This window comes from Streptomyces sp. NPDC039480 (genome assembly GCF_055597165.1).
In genome coordinates this window covers 761,650-786,318 of record NZ_JBVITX010000001.1, presented here as the reverse complement: position 1 = coordinate 786,318, position 24,669 = coordinate 761,650, and the positions used below count along the sequence as shown (strand labels likewise).

Genomic DNA, 24,669 nt, shown 5'->3' with positions numbered 1-24,669 from the left:
CAGGGCCAGGGGCGAGAGGAAACACCATGACTGTCACAGCGGCCCCAGCCGAACAGTTGATCCGCATCGGCGAAGTGGCACGAGGCGCCGGCGTCTCCGTGCGCGCCGTGCGCTACTACGAGCAGCAAGGCCTGCTCATCCCGGAGCGCAGCCCGTCCGGCCAGCGCCTGTACCGGCCGGACGCCATCCCTCTGGTCCGCTTCTTCCAGCAGATGTACGCCGCCGGCCTCACCAGCCGAAGGATCACCGAACTCCTCCCGTGCTGGGACTCCGGACACACCGACGCCGAACAACGAGCCATGCTCCGCGCCGAGCGGGAGCGCATCCAGGCCAAGATCGCCGACCTGCAGACTGCCCTGGACCACCTCGACAAGGTCATCGCAATCACGGACACACACTCATAGCCACGACCGACCGGTGGCGACCGCAACACAAGTTGCGCAAGGCGTCGCGGATTTGCTCGACGGCTCCGTCGTACGGGTTCCGGAACGTGACAATGAGCTCGTGCCCGATTCAGAGATCTGCGAGGCCTTGTGTGAACTGAATCGAATGCCTCTTGACACGCGCGGCCGGGCCCAGCGCCGACCAGCCCGCCCGGCGCCGATGGGCATGTGCATGTCGGCCAGGTGCTGAGCAGTACAGACCGGCGCCCAGTCAGCCCCAATGCGTCACGGCAGAGGGTCACTTATTACTCGAAGCGGAAGGGCATCTCGGTTTTCGTTTCGGCGATCCTCGGACCGGACTTGTTCAGAGCTGCCCCTGCCCCGTCGGTGCCAGCGGCCGACCAGGCGGTCGACTTCGCCCGCAACTTCACCTTGAGGTCGTGCGGTTTCCCGCCGAGACTGCGTGCCGCCGAGCCCGCCGTGCGAGGCGTCGATTGCGGCATCATCTGTGTCCAGCAGTCCGGCTTTGCGCAGCTCAGCCAGGAGTACTTCGAGCAGGCAGGGCCGGACACCGCCGCCGCGGTGGACGAGGCGGCAGCAGCGGAGCAATGCTTTCCCTCAAGTCATCAGGCTGCCAAGCCCCTGCAGCGACTCATTCTGGAACGGTCAATAGTCGAGAAGTTGCGTGTGCGCCAGTTCGCTGTAGAGGGCGTCATGCTTGATGAGTTCCCTGTGCGTGCCGATCGCTCGTACGCATCCGGCCTCCATGACGATGATCCGGTCGGCCGTGGTGACGGTGGAGAGCCGGTGGGCGATCACCATGACGGTCGTGCTGCGGGCGGCATCGGTGATCATGTTGCGCAATGCCGCCTCGTTGGCCGCGTCGAGTTGTGAGGTGACTTCGTCCATCAGCAGCAGTCTCGGGCGGCGCAGCAGAGCGCGGGCGATCGCCACCCGCTGTCGCTCGCCCCCGGAGAGACGGCTGCCTCGGTGGCCGACATTGGTGTCCAGTCCGTTGGGGAGGCGGTCCGTCAAGGTGTCCAGCCGCGCCATATGCAGCACTTGGGCGAGTTCTTCGCCGGAAGGGTCGGTGGCGCCGAGCGTCAGGTTGTCCCGCAGTGTGCCGGCAAGGACGGGGGTGTCCTGTTCGACGTAGCCGATGGATGCGCGGAGCTGGCTCAGGGGCCACTGCCGGGCGTCCTTGCCTCCCACGAGGATGGACCCGGCATCAGGTTCGTAGAAGCGCTCGATCAGAGAGAAGACGGTGGTCTTGCCCGCGCCGGAGGGACCCACGATTGCCGTCAGGCCGCGCCTGGGCACGGTGAAGGAGACCTCGTGGTGCACCCTGGGCAGTCCGGGCCGGTAAGAGAAGCGGACTTGACGGAACGTCACGTCGAGTGGTGATCGGTAGTCCTCGGCGGCCACGTCGGGTGAGTCGCCCCTCGCTGCCACTCCCCCCGTGCGCTTGGCCGCGTGCCCGGGTTCCACCTGTTCGGCCTCGAGCGTCTCAATGTGCTCGATGCGGGCAGCGGCCGCAGATCCGATCTGGAACTGGCTTACTCCTTCGACGAGTTGACCGATGCGAGGAGCGAGGGCGAAGAGATACAACAGAAAGGCGACCAGGGTGGAGACGCTGATTGTGCCGGAAGTGACCCGGGCGCCTCCCACCCCGAGCACGACGAGGAAGCACACCTGAACGACCACCGCCGAAGCTGTGGCCGACACCGCCTCCCACGCCGCGGCCCGCGTACCTCTGCGGCGGGCGTGTTCGGCCGCACGGTGCAGCGCTTGGGTCTCCCAGTGCTCGGCGCCCGATGCCTTGACTGTGCGAAAGGCTCCCAGGACGCGCTCCAGAGCGCCCCCTATGTGGCCCACCGCATCCTGCACCTGCCGGGTTGCGCGGCCGATGCGCGGCGCCACAACCGCGACGATGACACCGACGAACGCGATCACGCCGAGTGTGACGCAGAGCAGGACGGCGTCGAGGAAGCCCATGATGACGACGGTCGCAGCGGTGACCAGTGTGCCGGTGACGGCGGCGGACACCGCCTGGGGCGCGGTCTGGCGCAGCAACGTCGTATCGGAGGTGACGCGGGCGATCAGGTCGCCCGGTTCGGTGCGCTCCACCACGGGTACCCGCAGGCGCAGCAGCCGTTCGGTCAGTCGGCAGCGGGCGGCGCAGACCATGGACTCGGCCGACCGTTGCAGCACGTAGTGGCCCAGCCCCGCGAGTACCGCGCCGGTGACCACCAGCAGGCTGAGCACGAGGATGGGGCCGGTGGTCGGCCGGCCCTGGCTCATGTCGTCCATCACGCGCTTGGCCGCCAGGGGCTGGGCCAGGCCCATGACGCTGCCGACGAGCCCCAGCAGGACACCCGCGGCCATGCGCCAGCGCTGTGGGCTCAGATGGGTCATGAGCGCTCGTTGTGACGCCCAGGCGCGGTCGGGGCCCGTGTCCTCATCAGGTTCGTAGGAGCCGTCGGCGGGGCCGGTGAGGGGCCGGGGGCCCTCGACGCCGGGGGCCGTGGTCATCGGCTCACTCCACGGTGAAGAAGCGTTGGAAGTATGTGGGTGAGGCGTCTTCTCCGACGAGGACACCCTCGGCTTCCACCCAGGCGTGGGCGGCGAAGGGCGGTCGGCTGCGCACGCCCACGCACCAAGTGGGCCAGTGGCCGTACCACCGGCAGAGCAGCACGGTGGCCAGGGATCTCGGGAGGCAGCCCTTCTGCCCGCCGGCGGACAGGCTTACAGCGAGTACCGTCTCCCGGGCCTTCTCCGCCTCGCAGAGGGTGGCCGGCCGGGCGCCGCGCCGCAGCCTGGCCAGGATGGTGCGGATGCGGCCCGGTGGCAGGGTGGCCAGCACATGGGCACAGCCCACGGCTGCCCGGGCGGCGAAGCGGCGGCCCACCGGTACGGAACGCGGATCGTAGGGGAGAGCTTCCGGGGTCGTCATGCGTGCCTCTTCAGTCGGAGGAGGGCTGGGCGCAGGGAAACGCTGGGCGTGGAGAAGTGGGGCGTCGGGAGGCGTGCAGGAGTTTGGCTGCGGACCCGTGCCTGTCGCATGCGGGCGCTATGTGGTGAGGAGTCCGGCGGAACGCAGCTCCCCGACGATGGCGTCGACGTCCTTGGCTGCCTCGTCGGTGCCGATGTCGTCGTACTGCGTGGTCAGCGCCTCGACAGCCCGCTCCGCGCCACGGGCACGACCGTCCAGCAGGGTGCGCAGGACAAGGGCCGCCGTCGGGTTGAGGGTCCAGTATTCGGCGCTCTTCTGATCGAGCAGCGCCACGCCGTATTCGGTCTCGGTCATCAGGACGCCAGGCCTCAAGGCGTACACCAAGATCATTCCTTTCGGTCGGCGACGGGCCGGGCGGGGACGGCGTTCCCCTGGCGCGGGGGCGTCATTTCGCGAGAGCGCAGCCAGACTTCGCAGGCGATCGTCGGGTGCAGCAGGTAGCTCTCCGTCTCCGCGGCGAGAGAGCGGCGGCACCATTCACGCAGCACGTTCTCGTCGATCAGGCCGAGCCGGGCCAGCCGCGAGTCGTCACACAGTGCCAGCAGCCGTCGGCGATGCTCGCGCAGGCCGACCTCCTCCTCGAACGTGGCGTTCGCCTTGGTGTTGCGCGTCCGGCTGGTCTCCGGCACGACGCCGCGCATGGCTTCGACAATCAGGGGTTTGTACCGCCAGGGGGTGATTCGTTCCTGTGGCCGCACGGCGAGGCAGGTCTCGATGACACGCGTGTCGTAGTAGGGGGCGGCGACGGTGACGCCCAGGGGCGCGGCCATCTGCCCGATGTGCCGGGTCCACTGGGAGATGCCGTCCATCGCGACCAGTTCGCGGTGCTCACCATGCCCCCTCCCCCGGGGTTCGATGCCGGACAGGCCGGCGCGCATCAGTTCGCGGGCGGCTGCGATGGCGTCGGGCGTGGCCCAGGGCGCCATCCTGGGTGGTACGGACCAGTCGAGCAGCGGTGTGTTCGTGCCGGGAGGCGGCCCGGTCAGGTCGCGGGCCACGCGGCCGAGCCAGCTCCGGTAGGAGCGCCGGTCCAGGAGCTGGCGCAGCGTTGCCCGCCGGGTCCACTGGTACTTGGCGGCGTATCCGCGGATGCTGCGAAGTGCGGTCTCGGGATGGGTCAATAACAGGGGATGCAGCCGGGCGGGCGTGCCGGCGAGGAGTTCGTCGCCGCCCAGTCCGGTCATGTGCAGGTTGGATCCGCGGGCCGCGGCCATTTCCACGATGCCCATCCGACGGTTGCGGTCGACGGTGATGATGCTGGGCGTGTCCAGGATGTCGTGGAGGGTGTCGACTCCGTCGAAGGTCATGGCCGTGTCCTCGGCCGGTACGACGTGGTGCTCGATGCCTTGGAGTTCCTGGACGGTGCGTCGGGCCCAGTACACGTCGTCGCCGGATTCGTCGTGGAGCGCGGCTGTGTATGCGACGACCTTGGTGTCGCCGTGGGCTGCTGTACAGCACACGGCGGTGGAGTCCAGTCCGCCCAGATCCGCCGTCACCAGCTCGCGCCCGCGGGTGCGTACACCGACCGCTTCGGCGAGCGCCTCTCTCAGGTGTCGGGCGCCCTCGGCGAGAGGGACGACGGAGTCGGGCGGCGACCACCACCGCCTCGTGGTGGTCCGACCCTCGGCGTCGAGGGTCAGGCAGTGGCCTGCGGGTACGGCTCGCAGGCCCCGCCACAGCGGGGATTCCGACAGCGGGTACGGCGCTCCTGAGGTGAGCAGTTCGAGGGCGATCCGGCGTTCGTCGAGATCAGCGTCAATCAGTTCAGCGAGCACGTCGGCCCGATCCGACGCCACGCTGACGGGGCCGGAGCCGAATGCTGCGGTTTCGGTGTGGAATACGCGCCGTAGGTTCACTACGCCACCCCGTACGTGCACCCGGCCGCCGGCGCTGGCCACCAGATGGAAGCTGCCGGGCCGGCGTGCAGCGCGGTCCAGAGCCGTCGTCAGGGAGGCGGAGCCGGTGGCCGCAGCGGCTTGTTCGAGATATCGCTCAGTGACGGCGTGCTCCCCGATCACCGCGATACGGGTTCCGCCACACCGCCCCAGTACGGTCGCATGCTCCTCCCAGCGGCCGACCAGCCACGGTCGTCCAGAGGCATGGAGCAGACTCCGGGTGGCACAGCGGTGCGCCCTGGCGGCAAAGGGCGCGGCCGCGGCGGTGTCGGGCAACGCGATGAACCAGGCAGGTGCTGCCTGGAGGGAGAGAAACGGAGCCATGAGCAACGGCCTTCGGTCGGCGGTGAGGTGACGCCCGGAGCAGAGGATCGGGTGGCGGCTGGACGCCACCACCCGATAGCCGGCCTGTTCAAGGGCCGGCGCAAACGTTCTGCGACTCATGACCGCTCAGCGGCCGGGGCCGCCCCCGATCAGAGGAACTGCTTGCCGCCGAGGACGTCCTTGGGCCCGGTGTTCTTGATCCCGGTCACCTTGCGGAAGCTTCCGGCCTTGGTGAGAGTGGGCCGCTCGTACGTCATAGTCGTTCTCCCTTTTTGAGGACGATACGCACAGAAAAATATGTGCGGCGAATTCAATTAGACCTCGTCTCAGAAATCGAGAGCGGTCAAATCCACGGGACCAACGTAAGTACGAAAAGGGCAACATCACAACACCCGCTCCGGCTTACGAGGCGGACACGGGGCGCAAGGGGGGCGCACAAGCGGCGCATCCAGTGAGGCAGTGAAAGCGGAAACAGGCGCCCCCTCCATGAGCCTTCTCGCGATGCTGAAAACGCAACAAAGGGGGCATTTTCTCTCCGTTGGGGAGCACTTGCTGTGCGGCCTCGTAGGGACCGTTCTGCTGCTCATCGAGCAAGGCCCGCACCTTCATCGCCGTACGGAAAACTGCCCTATGGGCATTACTGCACGATGGCGGGCTGCTTCAGTGAGTACTCCCGATAACCCAAAATGTGCGCGCCTTCGTAGTAAGGGCGCCCTGCCAGTCAAATTGAAACGTGGATAAAGCCGCAGGGCCTGAGCCGGGGCCGCCTCGGGCGCGAGCCTGTTTGTGGGACTTGTTGTGTGCCTGCTTCCAGTCCGGAGGTTCTTCGCTTGCGTGGCGCCGGCGGGGCATCAAGTTGGTACGCCGGGGCCAGGAGGGGCCGCCGTGCCGTCAACTACCTGACGTCGCACCGAGGTAACCAACTTGCCGAACAGGCGCGGTCTCAGCCCTCTGAAGCCCAGCATCGTCCCCATGTGCACCTCGACGAGGACCGTCACTTCCCCTTGATGGGGGCCTCTGTCATCCGGTGTGGACTTCCAGTGCTGTGCGGATCGCGGATTCGAGGGCTCCTTCGATCCATGCGGGCTTGAGGGAGGTGTGGCAGCCCGCGAAGTGCAAGGGGCCTTCGGAGGCAGGGATGTCGGGGAAGAGTTCGGTGTGCTGACCGGGCAGGAGGACGGATGCTTCCCCGTAGGCGTAGGGGTCGCGCATCCATGACTGGGTGCGGCCCTTTCCCGTGTAGAAGATTTCGGTGCGCTGGCCGTACACCTCCTGAACGCCGGTGAGTGCCAGGGGGTAGCGCTCATCGTCGTCGTAGGCGTCCCACTTCAGGGCGTCGTCGGACCAGCTGTAGGAAGCGAGCAGAACTCCCCCCGGACTGCCGGGAACGGGGTGGGAGGGTTCATAGATGAAGCGATTGGCATTGTCGGTGATCGAGCCGCCGCCGATGACCCGCGCCGCTTCGGGCTGGTTTCGCTGGGGGGAACGGTGCGCCGCGTAGTGGATGCGCTGGCGCTCGGAGACCTGGCCCTCGGGGACGGAGGGGTGGGCGCCGAGCAACGAGCCGTCCGTAGGCGCTTTCCCGGCACGGTACGCCGCGTACAGACCGGGGCGTACGGCGTCGAGTTCACGTTTCCAGTCCTGTTCGCTGAACTCCCACCAGCGGCGTGAGAACTCCAGGAGCACCTTGGTGGCCGCGTCGTAGTGGAGCTCGGTGATGGCACGCCGTTTCCGGTAGGAGATGGCGGGTGTGAAGGTGACGTGGCGCAGCCCGGAGAAGGGCACGGTGATGATCGCCTCGTCGCCGGTGAACTCTTCGGTCACGGGCCGGCTCGTGCGGCTCTCGGAGACGGTGTGCACAGTGACGCCGCCGCCGGGCCGGTAGTTGATGCGCACGACGCGCCGGTCCAGGTGCACGAGATCCCTCACCCGCTCGTAGAGGGCGTCCACGAGAGTGGCGGTGCCTCCGGGCAGTTCGTAAAAGGCGGTGCCCGGGCTGATCAATGCCGCGGAGAGGAAGCTGTGAAGGAAGGAGAGATGCAGGCGCGAGGTGAGGTTCTGGATGGTGCCGATCAGGTCGATGGTGTTCTCGTCGAGTCCGGCTCGTTCTTTGAGGTAGCGGTACATCGACCAGTGCCCGTACGTGCGGAGCACGTTCGCCCAGCCTTCGACGAGTTCGCGGCCGCTCTTGCCGTCGACCAGTGCCCTGGCCGGTGCCAGTGCGGCGCGCAGCAGGTCGGCCGCCGGGGTGTTCTCGTGTCGCGCGGGGACACCGAAGGAGCGGTTGATCCGCCGGGGCCTCTTCTGGTAGTCGGAGCGGCGGGCCCGGATGCCGTTGACGTGGATCCATGTACGGTTCGCGGGCTTCCCCGAGGCGTCGATGTCGATGAGGTGGAAACGGCGACGCTCGAGGCCGAGCGCTTCCATCAGCCCGGTGACCAATGGGTGGCTGCCGGGGATCCGCATCGCTCCGGCCTCCGCGTACTGAGCGGGGTCGGCGAACGGCTGGTCGGCGTTCTCATGGCCACCGGTGCGGAACGTCTTGATGCGCCCGCCGACCCGGTTGGCGTTGGCTTCGAGCACGGTGACGTCGTGCCCGGCCTCGCGCAGGAGGTGGGCGGCCACCATGCCGGCCGGGCCGGCCCCGATGACCAGAACCTTCCTTCTCACGCTCCCACGGGGCAGGCCCTTGCCGAGCAGGATGTCGGTGTACGCGGGGGTGAGGGGCCTGTTGTGCTTGTCAAGGACGAGGATGGCCCGGGCGACTGCCAGGCAGGTCTGCCAGTCGGCGCCCCTGGCCGGCGCGGAGGGTACGGCCGGGGGCGCGAGAGCGGACGCCGCGGCCGCCTGCGGGGCGGAGGCGACGAGGCCGGCAGTCAGGGTGGTGCTGCCGGCCGCGGCCATGACGGCGCGCCTGGAAGGCTGTTCGTTCATGGTCACAGCCTCGCCCGGCGACCGTGTTGTCCTGGCCGGGACACCGCGCCGGAGAGCGCGGATCACCCGGTCGGACACACGCCCTCCCCACGGGCCTGACTCCGGGCAGGCTCCTGCCCGGCACCGCCTCCCGGCGCTCAGGACTCGTCGTGTGTGCCGGGCGACAGGACGATGATCTGGTCATCCTTGGTGTAGCTGACGCGTTCCGCCTTGTCAGGGTTGATCAGAACCCCGTAGTCGGGAGGCAGTTGGGCCCGGGCGTGGATGCGGTGGCCGATGGCGATCTCACCGCACCGGGCGGCCGCGGCGGTCACCGTGAAGAAGTCGGTGTCCGCCCCGGTCCGTACATAGCCGGCCATGGGACGCAGGCTGATCTGGACGCCCCGCGGCCCGAACAGCTCGTCGAAGATCTGGCTCAGTCGGGGGTTCTCGGAGAGCTGGGCGAGGCACAGGCTCACCAGCTCGCTGCTCACGATGAAGTCGTCCGCCTTCGCCGCCCGGGCCAGGGCGCGGTTGCGGTCGTCGGCGATCTCCGTGGCCAGGGAGAAATCGTGGGAGTGCCGGGCCGCCAGATCGCGTAGCTTCAGCAAGGTGGTGAGGGTGCGGGCATCGGAGCCGCGGGGGTCCCGCTCGTTCGGGCAGACGACCATGACGTGGTCGTAGGCGCCGAGGCCGGCGGACTCCAGCACCTCCCGACGGGTGGTGTCGGCCTGGCGGAAGGACACTTCCGTGACGCTGTCGCCCGCGCCCGTAAGTACTTTCTCGGCGCCGGTGAGGTCGGTATCGGCGATCACGTCCACCCGGGACCCGGCAGGCAGCTGCGTCTGAAGCTGGCGGACGATGTCAGGCGCGTGTCGACTCCAGCCCACCATCAGTACCCGGCGGCCCGGCCGCTCGGGGACATCGGGTGGTGAGATCGCCGTCTCGTCGACGACGGGCACCGTTTCGGACAGCACCACTGTGCTGTCGTCCTCGCTGATGGCGACGATCTGGTCGTGCGCGCGGAGCACTGTGCCGTGGCGGGGGTTGAGCCGTACGCGGCCGGACGCGTCCATCAACCCGATCACGCACGAGGTCCGGTAGGCCGCCAGCGTCTCACCGAAGGTCCGTCCGACCAGTTCGGGCTGCGGCTGCATGTAGATCTCATCGCCTTCGAAGTCCAACAGGCCGGTATAGACCGCGGACAGCCCGCACTGAAGGCTCATCTGCACCATCAACCGGGAGATGAACCCCTGAGCGCTGATGACATGACAGGTGGCACCGCCGGCCAGGCGCGCCACGGACAGGTTCTGTGCCTCCTGGACGCTGGCCACGATCACCGGTGCGGCGCTGTCCCCGCCCCGCTCCCGCTCCGGCTCCGGCTCCGGCTCCGGCTCCCGCGGAGCCTGGCTACTCCCAACGGCCAGCAGTGATTTGACGACCGCGATGTCAGGATCGTCACCCCCCGGCGGGAGCACGATGATCGAGCGTGCGCTCGAAGGATTGACGATCGCGATGTCGACCGGGTCGGTGGGGTCACCGCTGCGGCACACGACTCTGGTGGTGGCGGTGTCCCCCACCCGCTCCCGGATCGCGGCTTCCATCTCCGGACGGTCCTTCTCCGCGAGGATGGCCACACAGGCACGGCGCCGGCTGCGATTGGCCTCCACCAACTCGCAGAGCACGGTATAGACATGGGGAGACCAGCCCAGCACGACCGTGTGCCCGCTCTCGGCGACGGCCGAACGGCCGCGGCGCAGGCGGGCCAGCTGGTTCTGGAGCCCCGCGCTGATCACCGGGATAAGCGTGCTCATCAGAAAGATCCCGCCGAAAGCCATCAGCGCCGCAACGGCCAGGAACGGAGCCGGACCCCTGTCCCTGGCAATCACCGCCGGGCTGATGACCCGCAGGAAACCGGACCACAGCCACGACTCCCCACCCTGCGAAGACACCCCCCTCGGAGCGAGTAACAACAACAGCGCCCCATTGAGCAACACGAGTACACAGCAGGCAATGGCCAGCACTCCGATGAGTGCCGGTGTTCCGCGCGCCATGACATTGTCGAATCTGTACCGCAACCGCTGAAGCAACGTCGCCCCTCGACCTCGGCCCCGGCCCGCGTCTCTTCCGCCACCCGAGCTCAGCCCAGCTTGCGCCCCGTCCCGAGGCTTGATCATTCGGCATGGGCACGATCGCCCGCTCGGACCATGTCGTTCATCCATCCGCCCCACAGCGACGACCGAGAGACCGACCGCGTGGCGACTTGTTGAAGCCGTGGGGGCAGGAGTGCGCTGGCCCGGCTGTCGGCGGACCCGTCAGAGTGAAGACGGCTCGCCCTCGGTGTCGCTGCCCGAGGCCCGCCCGTTCCTCCTTCGGCTCCCCATGGAGTGCTGGTTGCACGAGGCAGGCGATACGCCGGACATTTTGAGGAGCACGATGGCAAACGGAACCGTTCTGTTCGCTGTACCAGGTGGCGCGCAGAGCGCAAGCGCCGCCGCCGACCAACTCCGCAGGATCGCAAAGGAGTTGGAGTCCAGTGGGTTCGAGGTGCGCTGGGCGGCCACCGGCCCGCACGCCCGGGCGGTGCTTCAGACGCAGGCCAACCTGGCCGCCGCGGTGGTGGCCTGGGACCTGCCCACCGGTGAGGCCGGGCCGGTCGATCCCCATCCCACGGACGACGACGCGGATGACGCGCCGGGCGGCGGCGCGGTACTGCGCCTGATCGGCCGGCGCTTCCAGAAGCTGCCGGTCTTCCTCGTGACGGCCGAGGACGACATCGACGGACTGCCGCTGTGGGTGGCGGAGACCGTGATCGGCTACATCTGGCCGCTGGAGGACACTCCGTCCTTCGTCGCAGGACGGATCGCTCGCACCGCCCTCGACTATCAGGAGGGAGTGCTGCCCCCGTTCTTCAGGGCGCTGCGCCGTTTCGACGACGCGCACGAGTACTCCTGGCACACTCCCGCCCACTCCGGCGGCATCGCGTTCCTCAAGTCCCCGGTCGGACGGGCCTTCCACGACTACTTCGGAGAGCGGCTGCTGCGGAGCGACCTGTCCATCTCGGTCGGGGAACTCGGCTCGCTGTTCGAACACACCGGCCCGATCGGCGACGCCGAGCGCAATGCCGCGCGGATCTTCGGTGCCGAGCGCACCTACTTCGTTCTGGGCGGCGACTCGACCTGCGATCGTATGGTCGGGCACTTCAGCGTCACCCAGGACGAGATCGCCCTGGTGGACCGCAACTGTCACAAGTCGGTGCTGCACGGGTTGATCCTCTCCGGTGCCCACCCGGTGTACCTGGTGCCCACCCGCAATGGCTACGGGCTGGCCGGTCCGCTGCCCCCTGTCGAGATCGAAGCCCGTGCCGTCGCCGAGCGGGTCGCGCGCAACCCACTGACGGAGCGCGCCGTTTCGCCCCATGCCCAGTACGCGGTGCTGACCAACTCCACCTATGACGGTTTGTGCTACGACACCATCCAGGTGGCCGAGGCGCTTGCCCCGAGCACCCCACGCCTCCACTTCGACGAGGCATGGTTCGCGTACGCCCGCTTCCACCCCCTCTACGCGCGGCGCTACGGCATGGCCGTGGATTCCGGTTCCTTCCCCGGCACCGAGCGCCCCACCGTCTTCGCCACCCAGTCCACGCACAAGCTCCTCGCCGCCCTGTCGCAGAGTGCCATGGTCCACGTGCGGGAATCCCCACGGGCGCCCGTGACGCACGAGCGGTTCAACGAAACGTTCATGATGCACGGCACTACCTCGCCGCTGTACCCGATGATCGCCTCCTTGGACGTGGCCGGAGCGATGATGGACGGCCCGCAGGGCCGCTGGCTGATCGACGAAGCGGTCACCGAGGCGATCCGTTTCCGTCAGGCCGTGGTGCGTACCGGCCGACGCATCGAAGCCGCAGGCGACCGGCCCACCTGGTTCTTCGGTGTCTGGCAGCCCGCCACGGTGACCGACCCGAGCAGCGGGGACACCATCCCCTTCGCCGACGCGCCCACCGAGGTGCTCCGCTCCGACCCCTCCTGCTGGGAACTGGAACCCGGCGCCGCATGGCACGGCTTCTCCGACCTGACCCCGGGCTACTGCCAACTCGACCCGATCAAGGTCACCCTCACCTGCCCCGGCATCGACGCCACGGGACAGGTCGCGGATCGGGGCATCCCCGCCCGTGTGCTCACCTCCTACCTGGCCACCAGGAACATCGTGGTGGAGAAGACCGACAGCTACACCACGCTGATCCTCTTCTCCATGGGCATCACCAAGGGCAAGTGGGGGACCCTCCTCGACGCGCTGATGGACTTCAAGGCGCTCTACGACGAGGAGGCCCCCCTTGAGCAGGTGCTGCCCGATATCGTCGCCGCTCACCCCCAGCGCTACGCCGGCCAGAGCCTGCCGGAACTGTGCCAGTCGATGCACGACCACCTGCGGCAGGCTCGCCTTGTCGAACTGCTCGACGCCGCCTTCCAGAACCTGCCCAGGCCCGTCGAATCGCCACAGACCTGCTACCGGCAACTGATCCGCGGGGGCACCGAGCGCATCCCCCTGGCCGAGGCGGCCGACCGCGTCGCCGCCGCCATGATCACCGTCACGCCGCCCGGCATCCCCGTCCTGATGCCGGGCGAGGAGACGGGGCCTCCCGAAGGGCCCCTGATGCGCTACCTGACGGCTCTGGAAACGTTCGACCGGCACTTTCCCGGCTTCCGCAGCGAAACGCACGGGGTCGTCGTCGACCCACTCACCGGGAATTACCTCATCGAGTGTGTTCGCCGATGAGGTGAGGCCGGCACGAGGCCACAAGAGTGATTGTCACACCGCCACGGAGACGGCAGGCGCGTTCCTTTCCGTGTGAAATGCGGTCCTCGTCGAGCATGGCGGCATGCGTATCCGCTGGAGGAAGGCGTTGGTGTGGCCCTGGCACGTATCCGCACTGCTGATTCTGGCCTGCGCTGTCGCGGTGCCCGGTGGAGGACGCGCGAAGGCCGACGGCGCGGGGAACGGCGGCCTGGCACTGCAAGTGAACGTCAACTCCCGGCCGGGCACCGGGGCACTGCATCCCGGCATCCGGGTCGGTGACCCCGTTCACAAGGTCTACCGCCTGATCAATCGTACGGGGGCCGACCTGTTGAACGTGCGGGTGACCGACCCCGCCCTCCCTCGGGGCATGGCCGTCAACTGCGGGGGACGGGGCACGGTGGCGATGTTGCGTGGTCTCAGCTCGGCCACGTGCACGGCCGAGACGCGGGCCAACCCGGGCGTCCAGGCAACGGACGTCACCGCCGTCGGTGCTGTCCGTGCCATGAACACGGAGTCCCGGGCCCGCGCACGGGCGGGATACCGAGGGGTCGGAGGAGTCCTGGCCCTCACCCAGACGGTCGAGGTGGCCCCGCAGCGGGGCGTCATCCATTACACAGTGACGAATCGGGGAGACCTCACCGTTCACCAAGTCCGCGTCAGTGACGCGCTGCCGGAGGCGAAAGCCGTCGACTGCGGGGCCGGCCGCCCGGTGGTGCCACAGATCGCTCCCGGGCGCTCCGCTTCATGCCGTTCCATCGCTCATGCGGCGCCGGGCATCTACGAGAGCAGGGGCTTCGCCGAGGCCAACGACCTCACCCGGACGCTGGGACGTACCGGCGCGCTGGTCCCTCCCCCGCGCCTCACGGCACACTCCTCGGTGCGGTTCGCCCTGCGGGCCGCTGCTGCTCAGCCCCCGCCCCCGCCTCCCCCTCCGCCCAGAGCCCGGACCGGGCAGCGGACCGCTCCTCTTCCTCCTGGCGCGCGACCTGTCCCCGCGGTGCCCGCACCCGGCCCGCTCCCCTTTCCCCCGGAGGCCCGGCTCGCGCCACCGCGTCTCTACGTCGGGCCCCCGGGGATCCCACGCACCCCGCCGGGTCTCTTCCTCGCGCCACCAGCGCCGCCGCTCGCGCCACCGGGGCCGCCGGGGCCGCCGCTCGCGCCCCCGGGCCTCTTCCCCGCTCCCCCAGGTGCGGCCCCGTTCGCGCCGCCGGGTCTCTTCCCCCTACCTCCGGGCGCGGCCCCTTTCGCGCCACCGGGTCTCTTCCCCCTACCTCCGGGCACGGCCCCGTTCGCACCACCGGGCCTTGCGCGACCTCCAACCGCTGCGGTCCGGCCACCTCTGCTGCAGCCGGTGGTCCCGCCGCCTCTCCTGGACCCCGATACCTCCAGCGTGACACCGGTGCGTCCCGAACAAACCGCCCAAGATGTGGAGCTCCTGGACCGCCTCTATCGTCCAGGACACGGGCCCACCGGGACCGGCCTGGTGACCCTCCTGTTCCTGATCGTGTTTCCGGCGGTCCTGGCAGCAGTCCTGCTCGGCTCGCGCCTGAAGTGACACACGGACGCCCCGGTAGCCGCGCCGTACGCAGAAGGAGCGCTCATGACCGAAACGATCGCGCTGGTCCTGGGCGTGTCCATGCTCGCGGCCGCGAGCGTGCTCCTGCGTCACCGCTACTGGCCGAACGACGACGCCGAGCCGCGGGAGGACGTGGCCGAGTACATCGCGATGATGGTCGGCGTCCTGTACGCGTTGCTGCTGGGACTGTCGCTGGTGTCGGTCTGGGAAGGCCGGTCCAGCGCGGAGGAGCACGTCCAGAACGAGGCGAACGCGGCCCACGAGATCTACCAGCTCGCCGAGGGCCTGCCCGGGGCCGACGCGGTGCGCCTGCGCGAGAGCGTGACGCAGTACGTACACCACGCGGTGCGCACCGAGCTCCCGGCCATGGCGGCAGGAGAACCTCCGGGGCAGGAGGGCTGGCGTCTCCTGCAGAGTGTGCGCACTGCGAACCGGGCCCCCGCCGACGCGAAGGCGACGGAGCAGGTCACCGTGCAAGAAGTAGCCAACCGGGTCTGGGCCCTGGGGGACGCGCGCCGGGGCCGGGAAGCTGACGCACGTAACGGCCTGTCACCGGTCCTGTGGTTCGGCCTGCTGAGCGGCGGACTGCTCACCATCGCCTTCATGTTCATGTTCGGGATCCAGCGCAGCGTCTCCCATGTCGTCATGGTGATGGGTCTCACCGGCCTGATCACCCTGACTGTTCTGCTCGTCTACCAGTTGGACCAGCCTTTCACCGGCCTCATGGCGGTCGACTCCTCATCTTTCAACCGGTACTTCCCCGGCGCGTAGCCGATGCGCCGCCGGGGCGTCGCGAGGGTTCGCTGATCAGGCCGCCATAACCCCAGGTCAACGCACCCGACCCCGCGGCTTCAGCGTCACCGGCGGCAGTTCCGGGGCGGGCAGTGGCGCGCCCTCGTAGCCCTGCACCTCGCCGAAGCGGGAGCCCGTCATCCAGTCACCCCGTGCCTGCTCGATCTCCTCATGGCTGCGGCCCACGAAGTTCCACCACATCTCATACGTCTCGGGCGTTTACGCAGGTCAGGCGCCTAGCCTCCTGCAAGTGGTCAGCAAATCGTCAGCATCGGCACCTGATGACTCTTCAGTAGCACGGGACGGCGGCCAGTTCGGCCCAGGTGGCACTGGACCAGACGCGCACGGTGGAGTCCCTGCAGCCAGCCGCAAGCCTGCGTCCGTCGTCGACCAGGCCACGCCCTATATCCAGGCGCCGTCCCCTGCGAGCACCACCGGTTGGTCGTCATGCTCTGGACGCCACCCCGGGGGCCACGTCCAGGACGCCCCCGTCGCCGCCGGTAAGCAGGCGTCCGGTGACAAAGGCGTCAGCGACCTCCTGTTCCCGCGGGGTGAGGTCGCCACGGCGGACCCGGCGGCGGGTGGCTTCGTTGCGGTCGACGGTGACGAACCGCAACAGGGTGCCGCTCACGGATGCGCCCGCCAGCTCACCGGTGATCTGGTCGGCCCGCTCGGACAGACCCCGGCGACGCCACCGAGGGCGCGGAATGCCTCCTCGGTCACCGTTCTACCGGAGCCACCGGCACACAGGTACCGCTCTTGGAGCGGTGTAAGCAAGCAGCGGCACCGCGTCACCTCCGCCACATGCATCGACCATGCGGGCCACGACGCCGGGTGTGAAGGTCAGCCCGGCTTGCTAGGCCGGCATTTCGATGACCTCGTACAGCGCTTCCCGGACGAGCGCGCCGACGACGAGCAGGTTACGCACCAGCTCGGCGAACGCGGCGAGGAACGCTTACCGCTCCTCGCGGCCGGACAGGGCGAGCAACTCCTCCAGCTAATCGATCACCAGCAACGTCGGCTGTTCGTCGGCTAGTTGGGGCAGCTGGCGGTGCAGGTGCCGATCGGGTCCTCACCGGCCGAGAACGGTGGAGCGACCACCCAGCCCCCCCGCCCGCCCGCCAGGCCACGCCGGCAGCAGCCGCCCGCACACCAACGACGGCTTTCCGCTCCCTGACGGCCCGACCACGGTCACAAACCGCTGTGCCCACCCTGGCACCGCCGGATGCAGCCGCCCGACCAACTCGGCGCCTACTTCAGCGCACCCGCCTCGCGGCTTCAGCGGCACGTTCGGCAGTTCGGTAGCGGGCAGCTAATGCTGGGTTCCTCTTTGGTTGGGTATATGTCTTGTTGGCGGGGTAGTTGATGGTGCTCGGGGGCGGGTGCTGGGCGATGGTTTTACGGGCACGACCGGGGCGCGACAAGGACGAACGGGACGTCGCTCGCCGATTGTCGCGGGCACGGAAGGCTCCGCGTGATGCAGTGATGCGGGCCCGGATGATCGAGCTGAGCTGGTCGGGGCTGAGGGTGCCGGCGATCGCGGTGGAGTTGGGCTGCAGCCAAAAGACGGTCCGGTGCTGGCTGCACCGCTTCAACCGCTCGGGCCTGCAAGGGCTGGACGATCTGGGCGGGCAGGGCCGCAAACGGCGCATCACCGAGGAGGAACGCTCCAGGGTCATCGCCCTGGTCAAGACGGTGCCGCCGGGGCGGCTGCGGTGGGAGCCGGTCGGGCACCGGATCAAAGCGGAGCTCGACTACAGCCGCGGACCGGAGAAGACCTGGGTCTACGGCGGTCTGCGGCCAGCCGATGGCCAGGCAGTCACGATGACCGCACCCTCCCGCAACAGCGTGTTCTACCAGCAGTTCCTGCAGCTGCTCGAGGACGCCAACCCCGACGGGGAGATCTGGGTCGTCACCGACAATCTGTCCAGTCACAACAGCGTGTCTACCCGGACCTGGCTCGAGGACCATCCCCGCATTCACCATGCCTTCATCCCGGTGGGCGCGTGCTGGCTCAACCTGCAGGAAGGCTGGTGGCGCATCTTCCGCAAAGCCGCGCTCGCTGGCCAGTCATTCACCAACCGCGACGACATCGAATACGCCACCAACCTGGCGACCGGCCAGCTCAACGACCACGCCAGCCCCTGGATCTGGGGCAGACCCGCACCAGCAACTCGCCTACTACGACGCCGATATGTGTATACCGTTTGAGGAACCCAGCACTAGCTCGCATGGGCGGGCGAGGTGACGGGGTGGAAGACGTCCCACGCTCCGTGTTCGTGCCGGTAGGCCGGTTCAGCGTGGACGGGTTTCGTCGGGGCGGTAGCTGGCCTTGATGTGGACGCGTTCGCCTTGTGGACCGAGGATGCTGAGGAACTCCACGGGATGTTCGTCGGCGTTGCCGAACCAGTGCGGGAGGTGGGTGTCGAATTCGGCGACCTCGCCCTCGGTGAGGATGAAGTCGTTGTCGCCGAGAACGACGCGTAGGCGGCCTCGCAGGACATAAAGCCAGTGGTAGCCCTCGTGGGAGCGGGGCTCGGGTTCGCGACCGTCGCTCAGGCCGGCGGGCAGGATGTGCTTGAACGCCTGAAGTCCGCCGGGGGTGCGGGAGAGCGGGACGACGGTCATACCGTTCCGGGTGAAGGGCTGCGGATACACCCGGGGATCCAGGTCGGTGGGGGCTCCGATCAGCTCCTCGACCGGCATCCGGTAGGCCCGGGCCAGCGGCAGTAAGAGTTCCAGGCCCGGTTTGCGCTGCCCGGATTCGAGCCGGGACAGGATGCTGATCGGGATGCCGGTGGTCTCCGACAGGGCGGTCAGGGTGGCACCGCGGCGGCGGCGCAGCTCGCGCAGCCGGGGGCCGACGGCAGCCAGCACTGCCTCGAAGTCGTCGCTCATACGTCCACCCTGCCCGCACTTTTCACTTTCCGCAAAGAGCTTTGCCTGATCGTCGAAGCGGGTGCACCGTGACGATCGGAGGTGGTCATGATGACCCGAAACACCCAGGTCAACAGCGCGAGCCGGTACGACGTCGTGGTGGTCGGCGCAGGCCCGGCAGGCTTGAGCGCGGCGCTCATGCTCGGGCGCGCCCGCAGGTCGGTACTGGTGATCGACGAAGGCCGGCCCCGCAACGCGCCCGCGGCGCACATGCACGGCTTCCTGTCCCGTGACGGGATGGCGCCCGGTGACCTGTTGCAGGCGGGACGGCGCGAGGTGGAGGGCTACGGCGGCACCGTTCAGGCGGGGCAGGCGGTGAGCGTGGTGCGTGACGGCGACGGGTTCGCGATCGAGCTCGACACCGGCCGCTCGGTGCGGGCGCGGCGGCTGCTGGCCACCGCCGGAGTCGTCGACGAGCTGCCTGACGTGCCGGGGCTCGCCCCGCGGTGGGGGCGCGATGTGGTGCACTGCCCGTACTGCCACGGGTGGGAGATCCGTGACCAGCCGATCGGCGTTCTGGCCACCGGCCCGCTGGGGGTGAAGCAGGCCCTGCTGTTCCGGCAGTGGACCGACCGGCTGACTCTGCTGCTGCACACCGCCCCCCGTCCCACGGAAGAGGAGGCGGAGCAGCTGGCTGCCCGCCGGATCACGGTGGTGGACGGCGAGGTCACCGGCCTGGAGGTCGCCGAGGACCAGCTGACCGGGGTCCGCCTGGCGTCCGGCACGCGGATCCCGCTACGGGCCTTGGCCGTCGCGCCCCAGCCGTACCCCCGGGCGGCTTTCCTGACCGGGCTCGGGCTCGTCCCGACGGCACACCCCAGCGGGCTCGGCGCCTACATCGCCGCGGACATGACCGGCCTCACCGCGGTTCCCGGTGTGTGGGTCGCGGGCAACCTCACCGACCCGAACGCCAACGTTCTCGCCTCGGCCGCATCCGGCTCCACGGCCGCCGGAGCGATCAACGGCGACCTCATCGCCGAGGACACCAGCCACGCGGTCCGGGCCCACCGCGCTCCCTTCTCACCCGCGTCCGAGGCCCGCGTCTGCGAACAGGTCATGGGTGACCGGCGCCATGGCCTGTGACCCACAGCCGATACCGACATCGATGACCACTTTTCAGGCAGGATCGTCATGAGCCAACCAACAGCCACCATGAGTGCTGAAAGCACGAGCCCCTCCGGATCCCGTCACTGGTGGATCCTCACCGTACTGAGCCTGACCCAGCTGCTGCTGGTGCTCGACTCCACCGTCATGAACGTCGCCCTCCCCTCCGTACAGGCGGACCTGGGCTTCAGCAGCGCGGACCGGCAGTGGATCGTCACCGCCTACGCCCTCGTCTTCGGCGGCACACTCCTGGCCGGAGGCCGGTTGAGCGACATGCTCGGCCGCAAGCGCATGCTGCTGACGGCCACGTCCGGCTTTGTCCTCGCCTCCGTACTGGGCGGCCTCGCGAACGGCTTCGGCATGCTGGTCACCGCGCGGGGCCTACAGGGCTTCTTCGGGGCCCTGTAGGCCCCGGCGACCCTGTCGCTCATGGCCACCACCTTCACCGACCGGTCCACCCGCGGTAGGGCGTTCGGCGTCTTCGGCGCGGTCTCCAGCAGCGGCGCCGCGATCGGCCTGCTCCTGGGCGGGGCACTGACCCAGTACCTGGACTGGCGCTGGTGCCTGCTGGTCAACGTCGTGGCCGGCGCGGTGATCCTCGCGGCGGCAGCGGCCCTGATCCCCGTACAGGCCCCGGTCTCGTCGCGCCCGCGCATGGACCTGCCCGGCGCGATCACCTCCGTGCTCGGTGTCCTCGCCCTGGTCTACGGCTGCTCGACGGCGGAGCGCGACGGGTGGACCAGCCCGGTGACGCTGGGTTCCCTCGCTGCGGGCGTACTGCTCCTGGGAGTGTTCGTCCTCATCCAGACCCGGGTCTCCCAGCCCTTGCTGCCGATGCGGGTCGTACGCGACCGCAACCGCGGGGCCGCGTACCTCATGGTCGCGTTCGCCGGTATCGGCATGTTCGGCGTCTTCCTCTTCCTCGCCTACCACTTGCAGGAGGTGCTCGGCTTCTCCGCGCTGATGACTGGCGTCGCGTTCCTGCCCATGGTCATCTCCATGGTGGTGATGGCCATCGTGACCGGAGGCGTCCTGCTGCCCCGCACCGGCCCGCGCCCCATCGTCATCGGCGGCTTTCTGCTCACCGCCGTGGGCACCGCCCTGTTCACCGGGCTGAGCGTGCACAGCGGATACGCCGCCGGTATTCTGCCGGGCCTGCTGATCACCGGCTCCGGCTTCGGCCTGATCTTCGGACCGGCGATGAACCTCGCCACCGACCGGGTCGATGCCGCCGACGCAGGCGCCGCCTCCGCACTGGTCAACGCCGGACAGCAGATCGGAGCGGCCATCGGCACCGCCCTGCTCAACACCATCGCGGTCAGCGCCACTACCAGTTACCTCACCACCCACCCCAAGGCCCCCGACGCCGCCGCGCAGGCGTCCGTGCACGGCAACAGCGTCGCCTTCTGGGTGACCATCGCGGTGTTCGTCCTCGGCGCTCTCACCTGCGGACTCCTCGTCCGGCCCGGTAGGCAGCCCGAGCCGCAGGGCGACGACATCACAGCTCCGGCAGTGTTCTGAGCCCGCCGGCACACCGACCAATCGAGAGACCGAGGAGGCCCGAGCCCATGGACGCCCAGCACTGGGACGACATGTACCGCAGTCGAGATCACGTGTTCAGCGGCGAACCCAACCCCGTACTCGTCAGCGAGATCGCCGCCCTGACACCGGGCCAGGCGCTCGATGTCGGCTGCGGCGAAGGGGCCGACGCACTCTGGCTGGCCCGGCGAGGCTGGCAGGTCACCGCCGTCGACATCTCTGCCACCGCCCTACGACGCGCCGCAGCCGCCGCCACCGACCTCCAAGCCCGGGTGGCCTGGGCGCGGGCCGACCTCACCGTCACACCGCCCCCGGCGCGTAGCTTCGACCTGGTGTCCCTGCACTACTTCCCGCTCCGCCGTCAGCCCGGCCACCCCACGCTGTACCGCCTGCTCGACGCGGTCGCCCCCGGCGGCACCCTGCTCTTCACCACCCACGCCCGCACCGGCCTCACCCCGTCCGGCGACTTCGATTCCGCCGACTACTACCAGCCCGACGACATCGCCCCACTCCTTGCCCCCACCTGGAACGTCCTGGTCAACGAGGCCCGCCCGCGCACCGGCCCCGCCCCGGCCGGCACACACCACACCCACGACACCGTCCTGCGAGCCGTGCGCCCGTCGTAGGCCGCCGCCGAAATGGGCATCTCCCGTACGCCCACGAGACGACCCGTCGATGGCGAGTCGAACGCGAAGCCGGCCTGCACGGACGCCTCAGCTGGCACATGACGTCCACCGGCCAAACGCGGAGCGCAACGCACGTCTGTAGGCGCCCCATTGAACAGTGCAGCATGGAACCGTGCTGGACGTAGTGCAGAAGACCCTCGCGCCGCGCTGCCGGGCAGTCCGGGTTCGATGGCAAATGATCCAGCATCGATGTCACAGGACAGCAGTTCGCCGGGGCAGAAAGGAAAGATCACGGACAGACTGACCAATATCCGCGAGAGCATGTCAACGTAGACGGCCTTGCAAGAAACCTCAGCTCAGAGGGGTGATGTCCTGGTGCTCGCGGCGGACGGTGGCTTCACCGCCGCCACGATCCGCGGCGCAGGGAGCGCATACTCGACGCCGCACTGGACGTGCTCGTGGACGACGGGGTCGGCGGGATCACGCACCGCAAGGTCGCCGCTCGGGCGGACGTGCCGCTGGGCTCCGTCACGTATCACTTCGCAAGCCTGACCGAACTATGCACGTGGGCGTTCGCCCGGTACGTCGAGCAGCGGAGCGCCGAGTACGAGGCGCTCTTCACCGGCGTGGCCTCGCGCGAGGCCCTGGTCGATGTCCTGGTGGAGCAGGTACGGGGAGGGCCGTCCCGGCACCGCAGCGCGGTGCTCGGCTTCGAACTGCACCTCATCCCTCTACTGGTTCACCGGCACGATCTCCACGTCCTTCCGGCCGTATTACGAGTACGCGCACGAACTGACCCGGCGTGCACGGCGAGTGGACGTCCTCACCGCCCTCGCTCTGTTCCCCGCGGATCTCGCCCGACCGCCACGAAGCTGGGCCGAGCGCACCTACCACCTCACGCGCTACACCCACATGCCCCGCGGCGGACACTTCGCCGCGCACGAGGAACCCGCCAGCCGGCCACGCAGACGGGCGGGCGGGACAGCCTTGGCGTCGACGCCGTTGAAGCGCAGGAAAACGCGCATGGCGAGCCAAGCGGTGCGCTTGTTCCCGTCGTCAGCGCATGGTTCCGGGCAACGGAATGCAGCAGTGCCGCCGCATTCCCGAGCAGCGTGGGATACAGCTCGGCCCCGAACACGTTGGCCAGGGGCCGTTCGATTGCCGACACCAAAAAGGCCCATTTCACGCACGCTGTGCCCGGTACTGTAGACGCTGCGAGCGATAGCCAGACTCGTCGATCTCGATGCAGCGCATGCCGGTCGCTGGTAGTCCAAGATCTCCGCACCTCCGTCCATGGACTCGGGCGAGGCCCTCCTCGGTGACCTGCTCCAGCACGGTCCCAGCGTTCGCGAAAAGTGCGTCCAGGCCTCGGCCACGAGCGCGGTCGGGTCGGCAGGGGAAGGTACGTGACGGCAGCCGTCGCGTACCGGTCGTCAGTGGAACGGTCATCGGCGGAGGCGTGCCGGCCGGTGTCCGCGGCTGTCATCCGGTCGGGCTGTCCGACGGATGCGGCTCACCGAGCATCTGGCAGGCGGCCGCGTCGACGAGGGCCTTGTTCGCAGTCGCGGCGGCTTTGTCCTTGATGCCGAAGTTCGTGCTGGTCAGAACAGCGACGCTGCGCTTGCCCGCCGCGTCGGTGTAGACCTCGCTGGAGTAGCCGGGCAGGCCGCCGGTGTGCCCCCAGACGGTGCCGCAGGAGGTGTCCACCCGCATCAGGCCGAGTCCGTAGCCGCCGCCCTCCTCAGGAGCGTCGACTGTGGTGCGCATCTGCTTCATCTGTGCCTCGGGCAGCAGCTCGCCGGACATGAGCGCGGTCAGGAAGCGCTGCCACTCCTGTGCGGTGCTGACCATGCCGCCTGCCGCCCAGGACCAGCTCGGGTCGATGGCAGAGGTGTCGATGTTGTCCTCGGGGCGTTCGGGACCGGTGAATCCGACGCCTTCGGGCAGGTCCACGGTCCCGGAGAGGACGGCCTTCAGGCGCTCGGCGTCCGGTTCGTAGCCGGTCACGTGCCGCTTCCCGGTGGTCCCAGCGGTGTCCCAGTCGGCGTTCGTGGCCAGGAACGAGTCCTTCATGCCGAGTGGCCCGGTTATCTTTTTCTCGATCAGCTCGGCCAGGCCGGTGCCGGTGGCCTTCTCCAGGATGAGTCCGAGTGCCTCGTAGTTGGCGTTGCTGTAGGAGTTCGTCTCGCCGGGATCGGCCGGCGGGTTCTGCTCGGGCGTGATGGCGAGCAGCTCCTCGGGTGTCCAGGTGCGCTCCTCCTGGCCGGTGAGGGAGGGCAGGAACTCCGGGGTCAGTAGGAAGTCGCCCAGGCCGCTGGTGTGGTTGAGCAGCATCCGGACGGTGATGTCCTCGCCGCCCTTGACGAGGCCGGGCAGCCACTTCTCCACCGTGTCGTCGAGGCTGATCTTCTTCTCGGCGACCTGTTGCAGGACGAGGGTCGCGGTGACCGTCTTGGTGTTGGAGCCGACCCGGAACCGGTCGTCGGCGGCGATGCGGTGGTCGCCCTTCGTCCAGGCGGCCTGCCGGGCGATCTCGACGGGCTTCCCGTCGCCGGAGTCGACCCGGACGATGACGCCCAGGGAGCCGGAGTCCGCCGCCTTCTGAGCGAGGCCGGCCAGTGGCGCGTCGGCCGACGGGCTCGCCGCGCTCCGCCCGGCCGCCGCCCCGGCCCCGTCCGGCCCCTCGTCCGAGCAGCTCACGAGCGCCGCGCCCATGCAGGTCGCCAACGCCATGGTCAGCGCCCCCCGGCGGATCCGGTGACGGCGA

Annotated in this window: 19 protein-coding genes and 2 pseudogenes; 9 read left to right on the top strand and 12 right to left on the bottom strand. The window is 69.0% G+C overall.

The genetic code is table 11. From position 1 onward, the window contains the following. Positions 1-26 precede the first annotated feature (26 nt). Positions 27-404: a MerR family DNA-binding transcriptional regulator gene (locus tag ACZ56E_RS02985; RefSeq protein ID WP_471210303.1), complete on the top strand. Its 378-nt coding sequence runs from the start codon at positions 27-29 to the stop codon at positions 402-404. Between the two features lie 645 nt (positions 405-1,049). Here the strand turns inward: ACZ56E_RS02985 and ACZ56E_RS02980 are convergent. The 7 genes from ACZ56E_RS02980 to ACZ56E_RS02950 form a co-directional block, all read right to left on the bottom strand. After that, on the bottom strand, positions 1,050-2,915 hold the full coding sequence (locus ACZ56E_RS02980; protein ID WP_471210301.1) for an ABC transporter ATP-binding protein: 1,866 nt from the start codon (positions 2,913-2,915) through the stop codon (positions 1,050-1,052). A 4-nt stretch (positions 2,916-2,919) separates the two neighbouring features. Continuing rightward, positions 2,920-3,336 (bottom strand): lasso peptide biosynthesis B2 protein, encoded by a 417-nt coding sequence (locus ACZ56E_RS02975; RefSeq protein WP_471210298.1) that lies wholly within the window; start codon positions 3,334-3,336, stop codon positions 2,920-2,922. Positions 3,337-3,453: 117 nt separating this feature from the next. Further along, positions 3,454-3,726: a lasso peptide biosynthesis PqqD family chaperone gene (locus ACZ56E_RS02970; RefSeq protein WP_468606741.1), complete on the bottom strand. Its 273-nt coding sequence runs from the start codon at positions 3,724-3,726 to the stop codon at positions 3,454-3,456. Beyond that, positions 3,723-5,615, bottom strand: a complete 1,893-nt coding sequence (locus ACZ56E_RS02965) for a lasso peptide isopeptide bond-forming cyclase (RefSeq protein ID WP_471210295.1) — start codon at positions 5,613-5,615, stop codon at positions 3,723-3,725. The genes ACZ56E_RS02970 and ACZ56E_RS02965 overlap by 4 nt, the downstream gene beginning before the upstream one ends. A 149-nt stretch (positions 5,616-5,764) precedes the next feature. Continuing rightward, positions 5,765-5,872 (bottom strand): keywimysin-related RiPP, encoded by a 108-nt coding sequence (locus ACZ56E_RS02960; protein ID WP_164551888.1) that lies wholly within the window; start codon positions 5,870-5,872, stop codon positions 5,765-5,767. A 763-nt stretch (positions 5,873-6,635) separates the two neighbouring features. Next, on the bottom strand, positions 6,636-8,549 hold the full coding sequence (locus ACZ56E_RS02955) for a flavin monoamine oxidase family protein (RefSeq protein ID WP_471210293.1): 1,914 nt from the start codon (positions 8,547-8,549) through the stop codon (positions 6,636-6,638). 137 nt (positions 8,550-8,686) lie between these two features. Further along, positions 8,687-10,582 (bottom strand): CASTOR/POLLUX-related putative ion channel, encoded by a 1,896-nt coding sequence (locus tag ACZ56E_RS02950; RefSeq protein ID WP_471210291.1) that lies wholly within the window; start codon positions 10,580-10,582, stop codon positions 8,687-8,689. A gap of 382 nt (positions 10,583-10,964) precedes the next feature. On the opposite strand from ACZ56E_RS02950, the gene ACZ56E_RS02945 reads away from it, so the two are divergent. From ACZ56E_RS02945 to ACZ56E_RS02935, 3 genes are all read left to right on the top strand, one after another. Further along, entirely contained in the window at positions 10,965-13,307 is a 2,343-nt protein-coding gene (locus ACZ56E_RS02945) for an Orn/Lys/Arg family decarboxylase (RefSeq protein WP_471210288.1), read from the top strand. Positions 13,308-14,727: 1,420 nt separating this feature from the next. Continuing rightward, on the top strand, positions 14,728-14,883 hold the full coding sequence (locus ACZ56E_RS02940) for a hypothetical protein (protein WP_471210285.1): 156 nt from the start codon (positions 14,728-14,730) through the stop codon (positions 14,881-14,883). 45 nt (positions 14,884-14,928) lie between these two features. Then, the gene (locus ACZ56E_RS02935) at positions 14,929-15,675 is read left to right on the top strand and encodes a bestrophin-like domain (RefSeq protein WP_471210282.1); all 747 of its coding nucleotides are present in this window, start codon (positions 14,929-14,931) and stop codon (positions 15,673-15,675) included. Positions 15,676-15,732: 57 nt separating this feature from the next. Here ACZ56E_RS02935 and ACZ56E_RS02930 read toward each other — a convergent pair. Beyond that, positions 15,733-15,897 (bottom strand): annotated as a pseudogene (locus ACZ56E_RS02930) (pirin family protein); the annotation flags it as partial. A 244-nt stretch (positions 15,898-16,141) separates the two neighbouring features. Continuing rightward, the gene (locus ACZ56E_RS02925; RefSeq protein WP_471210279.1) at positions 16,142-16,327 is read right to left on the bottom strand and encodes a hypothetical protein; all 186 of its coding nucleotides are present in this window, start codon (positions 16,325-16,327) and stop codon (positions 16,142-16,144) included. A 734-nt stretch (positions 16,328-17,061) separates the two neighbouring features. On the opposite strand from ACZ56E_RS02925, the gene ACZ56E_RS02920 reads away from it, so the two are divergent. Continuing rightward, complete coding sequence (locus ACZ56E_RS02920) at positions 17,062-17,907, top strand: transposase (RefSeq protein WP_471210276.1); 846 nt, start codon at positions 17,062-17,064, stop codon at positions 17,905-17,907. Positions 17,908-17,991: 84 nt separating this feature from the next. Here ACZ56E_RS02920 and ACZ56E_RS02915 read toward each other — a convergent pair whose 3' ends face one another. Beyond that, positions 17,992-18,594, bottom strand: coding sequence for a helix-turn-helix domain-containing protein (locus ACZ56E_RS02915; RefSeq protein WP_471210274.1), 603 nt, complete (start codon positions 18,592-18,594; stop codon positions 17,992-17,994). Between the two features lie 90 nt (positions 18,595-18,684). Between ACZ56E_RS02915 and ACZ56E_RS02910 the strand changes: the two genes are divergently transcribed. The 3 genes and pseudogenes from ACZ56E_RS02910 to ACZ56E_RS02900 all read left to right on the top strand — a co-directional run bounded on the left by ACZ56E_RS02910 (position 18,685) and on the right by ACZ56E_RS02900 (position 21,902). Then, positions 18,685-19,716 carry an NAD(P)/FAD-dependent oxidoreductase gene (locus ACZ56E_RS02910; RefSeq protein WP_471211517.1) on the top strand — a complete coding sequence of 344 codons (1,032 nt, stop codon included), beginning with the start codon at positions 18,685-18,687 and terminating at the stop codon, positions 19,714-19,716. A gap of 48 nt (positions 19,717-19,764) precedes the next feature. Further along, positions 19,765-21,258, top strand: a pseudogene (locus tag ACZ56E_RS02905) (MFS transporter). A 47-nt stretch (positions 21,259-21,305) separates the two neighbouring features. Further along, positions 21,306-21,902 (top strand): class I SAM-dependent methyltransferase, encoded by a 597-nt coding sequence (locus ACZ56E_RS02900; RefSeq protein WP_471210271.1) that lies wholly within the window; start codon positions 21,306-21,308, stop codon positions 21,900-21,902. A gap of 356 nt (positions 21,903-22,258) precedes the next feature. Here the strand turns inward: ACZ56E_RS02900 and ACZ56E_RS02895 are convergent, their stop codons facing one another. Next, entirely contained in the window at positions 22,259-22,441 is a 183-nt protein-coding gene (locus ACZ56E_RS02895; protein ID WP_471211580.1) for a hypothetical protein, read from the bottom strand. Between ACZ56E_RS02895 and ACZ56E_RS02890 the strand changes: the two genes are divergently transcribed. Further along, positions 22,355-23,224, top strand: coding sequence for a TetR/AcrR family transcriptional regulator (locus ACZ56E_RS02890; protein ID WP_471210269.1), 870 nt, complete (start codon positions 22,355-22,357; stop codon positions 23,222-23,224). The genes ACZ56E_RS02895 and ACZ56E_RS02890 overlap by 87 nt on opposite strands. Positions 23,225-23,384: 160 nt before the next feature. Here the strand turns inward: ACZ56E_RS02890 and ACZ56E_RS02885 are convergent, their stop codons facing one another. Then, entirely contained in the window at positions 23,385-24,635 is a 1,251-nt protein-coding gene (locus tag ACZ56E_RS02885) for a serine hydrolase domain-containing protein (RefSeq protein ID WP_471211514.1), read from the bottom strand. Positions 24,636-24,669 lie beyond the last annotated feature (34 nt).

Bases quoted from the DNA above. Each gene is read 5' to 3' on its own strand.
- ACZ56E_RS02900 (WP_471210271.1), top strand. From the start codon at position 21,306: ATGGACGCCCAGCACTGGGACGACATGTACCGCAGTCGAGATCACGTG.
- ACZ56E_RS02935 (WP_471210282.1), top strand. From the start codon at position 14,929: ATGACCGAAACGATCGCGCTGGTCCTGGGCGTGTCCATGCTCGCGGCC.
- ACZ56E_RS02885 (WP_471211514.1), bottom strand. From the start codon at position 24,635: ATGGCGTTGGCGACCTGCATGGGCGCGGCGCTCGTGAGCTGCTCGGAC.
- ACZ56E_RS02950 (WP_471210291.1), bottom strand. From the start codon at position 10,582: ATGGCGCGCGGAACACCGGCACTCATCGGAGTGCTGGCCATTGCCTGC.
- ACZ56E_RS02980 (WP_471210301.1), bottom strand. From the start codon at position 2,915: ATGACCACGGCCCCCGGCGTCGAGGGCCCCCGGCCCCTCACCGGCCCC.
- ACZ56E_RS02960 (WP_164551888.1), bottom strand. From the start codon at position 5,872: ATGACGTACGAGCGGCCCACTCTCACCAAGGCCGGAAGCTTCCGCAAG.
- ACZ56E_RS02975 (WP_471210298.1), bottom strand. From the start codon at position 3,336: ATGACGACCCCGGAAGCTCTCCCCTACGATCCGCGTTCCGTACCGGTG.
- ACZ56E_RS02985 (WP_471210303.1), top strand. From the start codon at position 27: ATGACTGTCACAGCGGCCCCAGCCGAACAGTTGATCCGCATCGGCGAA.
- ACZ56E_RS02965 (WP_471210295.1), bottom strand. From the start codon at position 5,615: ATGGCTCCGTTTCTCTCCCTCCAGGCAGCACCTGCCTGGTTCATCGCG.
- ACZ56E_RS02945 (WP_471210288.1), top strand. From the start codon at position 10,965: ATGGCAAACGGAACCGTTCTGTTCGCTGTACCAGGTGGCGCGCAGAGC.
- ACZ56E_RS02920 (WP_471210276.1), top strand. From the start codon at position 17,062: ATGGTGCTCGGGGGCGGGTGCTGGGCGATGGTTTTACGGGCACGACCG.
- ACZ56E_RS02955 (WP_471210293.1), bottom strand. From the start codon at position 8,549: ATGAACGAACAGCCTTCCAGGCGCGCCGTCATGGCCGCGGCCGGCAGC.
- ACZ56E_RS02910 (WP_471211517.1), top strand. From the start codon at position 18,685: ATGACCCGAAACACCCAGGTCAACAGCGCGAGCCGGTACGACGTCGTG.
- ACZ56E_RS02915 (WP_471210274.1), bottom strand. From the start codon at position 18,594: ATGAGCGACGACTTCGAGGCAGTGCTGGCTGCCGTCGGCCCCCGGCTG.
- ACZ56E_RS02970 (WP_468606741.1), bottom strand. From the start codon at position 3,726: ATGATCTTGGTGTACGCCTTGAGGCCTGGCGTCCTGATGACCGAGACC.